Annotated in this window: 8 protein-coding genes; 3 read left to right on the top strand and 5 right to left on the bottom strand. The window is 64.3% G+C overall.

Annotated elements, in window-relative coordinates; translation table 11 throughout:
• Positions 1 to 1,185 (bottom strand): MFS transporter (locus EOA27_RS20250; protein WP_127256984.1); only part of this gene is annotated, 1,185 nt, incomplete at its 3' end.
• 203 nt (positions 1,186 to 1,388) lie between these two features.
• Complete coding sequence (locus tag EOA27_RS20255; RefSeq protein WP_126082545.1) at positions 1,389 to 2,009, bottom strand: DUF922 domain-containing protein; 621 nt, start codon at positions 2,007 to 2,009, stop codon at positions 1,389 to 1,391.
• An 84-nt stretch (positions 2,010 to 2,093) separates the two neighbouring features.
• On the opposite strand from EOA27_RS20255, the gene folP reads away from it, so the two are divergent.
• From folP to folK, 3 genes are read left to right on the top strand one after another with little or no spacing between them, the layout of a single operon-like run.
• Positions 2,094 to 2,948, top strand: coding sequence for a dihydropteroate synthase (gene folP, locus EOA27_RS20260; protein ID WP_126082546.1), 855 nt, complete (start codon positions 2,094 to 2,096; stop codon positions 2,946 to 2,948).
• A gap of 2 nt (positions 2,949 to 2,950) precedes the next feature.
• Positions 2,951 to 3,310 (top strand): dihydroneopterin aldolase, encoded by a 360-nt coding sequence (gene folB / locus EOA27_RS20265; RefSeq protein WP_042647736.1) that lies wholly within the window; start codon positions 2,951 to 2,953, stop codon positions 3,308 to 3,310.
• On the top strand, positions 3,294 to 3,806 hold the full coding sequence (gene folK, locus EOA27_RS20270; RefSeq protein WP_126082547.1) for a 2-amino-4-hydroxy-6-hydroxymethyldihydropteridine diphosphokinase: 513 nt from the start codon (positions 3,294 to 3,296) through the stop codon (positions 3,804 to 3,806). Before folB ends, folK begins: the two co-directional genes overlap by 17 nt.
• Positions 3,807 to 3,812: 6 nt before the next feature.
• Here the strand turns inward: folK and EOA27_RS20275 are convergent, their stop codons facing one another.
• From EOA27_RS20275 to EOA27_RS20285, 3 genes are all read right to left on the bottom strand, one after another.
• Positions 3,813 to 4,094 carry a hypothetical protein gene (locus EOA27_RS20275; protein WP_126082548.1) on the bottom strand — a complete coding sequence of 94 codons (282 nt, stop codon included), beginning with the start codon at positions 4,092 to 4,094 and terminating at the stop codon, positions 3,813 to 3,815.
• A gap of 52 nt (positions 4,095 to 4,146) precedes the next feature.
• Positions 4,147 to 4,695, bottom strand: coding sequence for a DUF924 family protein (locus EOA27_RS20280; protein WP_126082549.1), 549 nt, complete (start codon positions 4,693 to 4,695; stop codon positions 4,147 to 4,149).
• A gap of 10 nt (positions 4,696 to 4,705) precedes the next feature.
• Positions 4,706 to 5,294: NAD-binding protein (locus EOA27_RS20285; RefSeq protein WP_189562065.1), on the bottom strand; the 589-nt coding region annotated here is incomplete at its 5' end.

A 5,294-nucleotide genomic window follows, 5' to 3' on the forward strand; every position in this document is an offset into this window, starting at 1 on the left:
GTTCTGGACCGAGACGGTGGCGACCGGGAAGGTCGTTCCGCTGCCCAGGCCGGTGAGCGTGGTCAGGATCAGGACTTCGGGCAGCGAGGCGCGTCCCGCAATGGCACTGAGCACGCCAACGCAGACGATGGCAAGGCTGACGCCGATTATGGCGATGCGCTTGTAATGGACGAAACGCGGGATCAAACGGCCGCTGAGGGTGGCGCCGGCGACCGTGCCGAGCAGCAGGCCCAGCATGGCCATGCCGGATTCGCTGACCGAAAGCCCGACGATCGACTGCAGGTAGACCGGCAGGTAAACCGAAGCGCCGATGTTCGCGGCCTGCAACAGGAACATCGACAGCGTGCCGGCGAGCACGATCGGGTTGCCCAGCACGTCGAGGGAGATCAAGGGCTCGGCCGTCTTGAGCAGCCTCAGCGCGAAGAAAGCCCAGAACACGGCCGAGCAGGCCACCAGCCCCAGGATTTCGCCTGATAACCAGGGATAGGCGCTGCCGCCCCAGTTCAGCGCCAGGAGCAGCAGCGACGTAGCGATGACCAGCAGCGCGGCGCCCAGCCCGTCGATGCGATGGTTCTTGGCCGCGATCGGCAGCTTCTTCAGCGGGTTGTTGATGAGGGCCATGGCAAGGAAGCCGATCGGCAGGTTGATCCAGAAGATCAGCGACCAGTGCAAATGCTCGGCAAAGACGCCGCCGAGCAGCGGGCCGGCGACGCTGGCGACCGCCCATGTGCCGGAGATCCAGGCCGAGTAGCGGGCCCGCTCGCGCGGCGGCACGAGATCGCCTATGACCGTCTGGGCCAGCGCGAAGAGACCGCCGCCGCCGGCGCCCTGGATCGCCCGGCCGATGACCAGCACCAGCATGTTGGGCGCGAGCGCGCTGACCAGCGACCCGAGCAGAAAGATCATGATGGCGGCGTAGATGACGGAACGGCGACCATAGACATCCGAGATCCTGCCGTAGAGCGGCGCCATCGCGGTCGCGGTCAAAAGATAACCGGTGACAATCCACGGCAGATACTCGGCATGGCCAAGCGCGAGCGCGATCGTCGGCAGCGCGGGGGCGACGATTGTCTGGTCAAGGGCTGCCAGCAGCATCGACAACAGCACGCCACCGATGATGGCGTTCTTCTCGCTCTCGCTCATCGGCGCGGCTTTCTGCGCCATCGTCTCGACGGTCTGGTCCATGCATCATTTCTTTCAAAGGCAGGTGCTTGGCGCGCCAAGGTGGCTTTGGCTGGTCGCGCCTGTCATTTCCCATCGTGGATAGGGGGTGTTTCGAACCCGCTATATGTCGTTCGATATAGGCCGTTTTCGACCGTCCTTCGAAAGTTTTCCCCGTCGGGCACCATGCTTGGGCGAAATTGGCCTCGGATGCGGCTTGCTTCGGGTCAAGGCGGCGGCAGCTGGCCGGCTTCAATGCGCTGCATCCGATAGCGCATCAGCCGAAGGATGCGGCTTTCGAAATTGGCGCCCTCGACCCGGTCGAAGCGCACCTGGTCCTGATCGTGCCTGGCGAGCTCGGCTGCCTGGATCGACGCGGCCTCCGCTTTTGCCTGTTCGCACGTCTTTTGCGTGGGGCTGGCCTTCAGCGCGTCCTCGAGCGAGCGCGCATGGTTCTTGGCGATCTCGACATGGCGTTCCTCATGCCGTTTGATGTCGGCCGAGAGCGTGTCCCAGAACAGCCTAACGTCGGGATCGGATTTGCGCGGGCGCCGCCACTCGGGGAGGATCACCTTGACCTTCACGGTGACGGCCGCATCGGCGATGCGGCAGGACTGCGCGCTCTGGGCGTAGCTGATACGGGTCGTAAAGGCCATCTGCGTGGCGCCTGGATGTCGCGATCCGGTGCTCTTCACTTCGGGGCCGTTTCTCGACAGCTGGTTCTGGATATCGTCGAGCGTGCGGCCGCCGACGCTGAAATAGCTGTAGGTCTTCACCAGATTCGCGGGGACCGCCGGCGTGGCGGCGAGCGCGAGCATCAGGGCGCAGAGCAGGGGACGCTTCATCATATTGCCTCTTCACGCACCTTGCTTTAGGGCCGTCGCCAGCGCAACGGAATTGATTTCCAGCGGATCACGCATGGTTGATGGACAATGACGACAAGGCGATGGCAGTTGGCGCATGGGCGCTATCTCGACCTCGGTCCGAAGGCGGTCGTCGTCGGCATCCTCAACGTGACGCCTGACAGTTTTTCGGACGGCAGTTTGTTCATCGCGCCGGGAAAGGCGCTGGAGCAGGCGCGCCGGATGGTGAAAGAGGGCGCCGCCGTGATCGATGTCGGCGGGGAATCGACGCGGCCGGGTTTCGCTCCGATCACGGCTGAAGAAGAGCAGGGTCGCGTGCTGCCGGTCATCGCGGCGCTCGCCGCTTCCGGCGAGGCGCTGATCTCGGTCGACACCTATCGCGAGGACACCGCGCGGCGCGCAGTCGCCGCCGGCGCCCATATCGTCAACGATGTCTGGGGGCTGCAGCGGGAGCCCGGCATCGCGCGCGTCGCCGCCGAAACCGGCGCCGGGCTCATCATCATGCACACCGGCCGCGAGCGGCAGAAACTGCCTGATGTGATCGACGACCAGTTCCTGTTCCTGCGCAAATCGCTCGAGATCGCGCGTGCGGCCAACGTCGCCGACAGTCAGATCGTGCTCGATGCAGGCTTCGGCTTCGCCAAGGAAACGGCGGCGGAGAACCTCGACCTGATGGCGCGGTTTTCGGAGCTTCAGGCGCTCGGCTACCCGCTGATGGCGGGAACCTCGCGCAAGCGCTTCATCGGCACCGCGACCGGGCGCGAGCCTGGCGATCGGGCCGCCGGCACGGCGGCGACGAGCGTCATCCTGCGCTTGAAGGGGGCCGACCTGTTTCGCGTCCACGATGTCGCAATCAACGTGGACGCGCTGGCGCTGACCGATGCTATGCTTGCCCGCGAAACCGAGCCTCCCCCCGGACCCTGATCATGTACGTCATCCGTATGAAGAATTGCGCCTTCTTCGCCCGCCACGGCGTGCTTGACGAGGAGGAGACGCTTGGCCAACGTTTCTATGTCGATGCCGAGCTGACCGTCGAACCCAGCCGTCCGCTGACGGAGGATTCCATCGAGGATACCGTCAATTACGGCGTCGCCTTCGCGGTCATCGAGAAGATCGTGACCGGACATCGCCGCTTCCTGATCGAGGCGCTGGCGCTGGAGGTCGCAAAGGCGCTGACAGCGCGCTTCTCGCAGATCAGGAAGGCCGCGATCACCGTGCGCAAGCCGAACGCCCCGGTGCCCGGCGTGCTCGATTATGTGGAGGTGACCGTTGTCTGGCCAGAATAGCGTCGTCTATCTCAGCCTCGGCGGCAATCTCGGCGATCCGGCGAGGTCCATGGGCGCGGCATTGCGCATACTGGATGGCGACGACGCGACGCGCGTCACCGCGGTCTCGTCGCTCTACCGCACGCCGCCCTGGGGCAAGCTCGACCAACCCGATTTCCTCAACGCCGCCGCGGCGATCGAGACGGCGCTCTCGCCGCGCGCGCTGCTCGACCTTTGCCTCGACGTCGAGAGGCGATTGAAGCGCGTGCGCGAGGAGCGCTGGGGGCCGCGCCTGATCGACATCGACATCCTAGTGTTCGGCGACCGGGTTATTCACGAGACCGGGCTCGAAGTGCCGCATCCGCGCATGCTGGAGCGCGCCTTCGTGCTGGCGCCGCTGGCCGAGATCGCGCCGGGGCTTTCGATCGGCGGCAGGAGCGTCTCGGAACGGCTCGGCGCCGTCGACACATCAGGGATCGAGCGGCTTCCGTCCGGCCGGGAGTGGTGGTTGGCTTAACGTCGCCTAGTTCTCGACAACGAAAGTGCCGCCGGCGTCTTGGTAGACGAACAATTCGACAGCGTCGTACTTTTGGCGGTCAGTCGATATCGCCAGGAAATCATACTCGCCCAAATGCAAGATGACCTCTTGTTTGGTCGATGTAACGCGCTCGATTCTTGCCGCTGTATCGCTCATGCGCAGAGACACCTCCGTATGGATAGCGAGCCCAGTGCCGTCGGTGAAAAGAACGCTGATCCCAAACCCCGGTTCGTTCTTTTCGACAGAGCGGATTGACTTGCCAATCATTCGCGCTTCGAAGCTTCTCACAATACGATTCCCAATCTGTGGTTAACCGGCATCAACCGGAAAAACCGCCGCCGTCGAGAAATGTCTGTTCCTCGGGCGTCGTCTCTCGACCGAGCAACCTGTTTCGATGCGGAAAGCGACCGAAGCGCTCGATGATTTCCAGATGCTCCTCGGCATATTTAAGATCGTTCGCGGCTCGCACGGCGGTGAGTTCCACTGAACGCTTCTGATCGCCAAGCGATTCCGAATGCTCGAATGGAAGGTAGAGGAAGACGCGCAGAGCCTCGTCGAGTTCCAGATCCTGTCCGGCGGCGATCGCCCGGTCGGCAAAATGCCTTGCCAGCGGGTCGGTCACGTACATGTGGCCGGTGCCGCGGAAGCAGTTGCGCGGGAACTGATCGAGCAGGATCATCAGCGCCAGCGATCCTTCAGCATGGGCGTTCCAGTCGTCGCATTCGCGCCGCGCGGCTGCGTAATGCAACTCAAGGAAGCGGCTGCGGAAATCGGTGTCGAAGGCGTCGTTCTTCTCGAACCAGGCGTCCTCGCCGGCGTCACGCCAGAATTTGGTGACTGAAAGCGCCCGCGCGTCGAGCTCTGCCATGCCTTGCCCCTCAGTTGTTGGTCTCTGCCTCGTTCAGCACAACGGCTGTTTCTTGGTTCAGCGCGCGGCCGGCCCGGCGCGGTTGCGTGAGCGGCGTCGGGATCGGCGTGCCGATGTTGCCCTTGAGGAAACGCTGGCCGGCGCGGATGCCCTCGGCAAGCTGCGTTTCGAAGCGAGCGGTATCGCGACGGCGCACGTCCTCGATGACCTCGGCAACCTCCTCCGGATCGACGCCCAATGCCTCCAGCGCCGAGCCGCCGAAGACGAGCGCCGATTCGAAGGTTTCGCGCAATTGGTAGTCGACGCCGGCTCGAATGAGCTGCAGCGCCGTGCCGCGGTCGTAGGCGCGCGCCAGGATGGTGACCAGCGGGAATTCGGCCTTGATCAGCTGCGCGATGCGCACGGCGGCGTCCGGCTTGTCGACGCAGATCAGCACCGCGTGGGCCCGCCCGGCGCCGGCCGCATGCAGGATATCGAGCCTCGTGCCGTCGCCATAATAGACCTTGAAGCCGAAATTGGCCGCCGCCTGGATCATCTCCACCTCGTTGTCGATGATCGAGACGTCCAGCCCCCGCAATAGCAGCGGCTGGCTTGCGATC

It is taken from the genome of Mesorhizobium sp. M2A.F.Ca.ET.037.01.1.1 (assembly GCF_003998075.1).
GTDB lineage: Bacteria > Pseudomonadota > Alphaproteobacteria > Rhizobiales > Rhizobiaceae > Mesorhizobium.